This window comes from Thermobrachium celere DSM 8682, assembly GCF_000430995.1.
Lineage (GTDB): Bacteria > Bacillota > Clostridia > Clostridiales > Caloramatoraceae > Thermobrachium > Thermobrachium celere.
This window is the reverse complement of sequence record NZ_HF952026.1, coordinates 1-572: the sequence shown is the minus strand read 5'-3', so window position 1 is coordinate 572 and position 572 is coordinate 1. Positions and strand designations below refer to the sequence as shown.

1 protein-coding gene is annotated in these 572 nt (G+C 29.4%); it reads right to left on the bottom strand.

All coding sequences use genetic code 11. The annotated features are described in order from the left end of the window. Window positions 1-55: 55 nt before the first annotated feature. Complete coding sequence (locus TCEL_RS11350; protein ID WP_018664940.1) at window positions 56-496, bottom strand: aminopeptidase P family N-terminal domain-containing protein; 441 nt, start codon at window positions 494-496, stop codon at window positions 56-58. Between the last annotated feature and the right edge of the window lie 76 nt (window positions 497-572).

The following is a 572-nucleotide window of genomic DNA, read 5'->3' as shown; positions in this document are numbered from 1 at the left end:
GCAACTTCTCTTTCTGAAATTCCTGGCTTTAAATTTAAGAATATGTTCAAATGCTTTATCTGCAATGCTTGCAGCTGTTTCTATTAACTTTATTCTTCATCGTCTTTATCATTCTTATCTTTTCTATAGTTTGTTCAAGTTTTACTATTTCTACTCCTTCAAGTTTTTCCTTATATGTAATATAATCTGATAAAGACATTCTGTCTTCTTCAACACCTAAACGTTTTACGTTGTGTTTTTCTACTAATGATTTAATAAAATCATGTATTGGAGGTTTGTATTCTAGTACCTCAAAACCAACAACCTCATTTTGTGCTTGTTCAGTATACCTTGAGTCAGTTATAAAATATGACTTTTCCTTAGTAATGAATAAGAAACTGTCATCTCCTGTAAAACCACTTAGATAGTTTCTGTTTTCATCCTTATAAACTAAAGCAGCATCGATATTTAATTCATCAAATTTTGCTAAAAATTTTTGTAGTCTTTTTTCAATCATTTGTATTACCCCCTATGTCTTTTAACGCCATTAAGGCTAATTTATAACCTATTTCTTTAAATCCTGAGATTACACC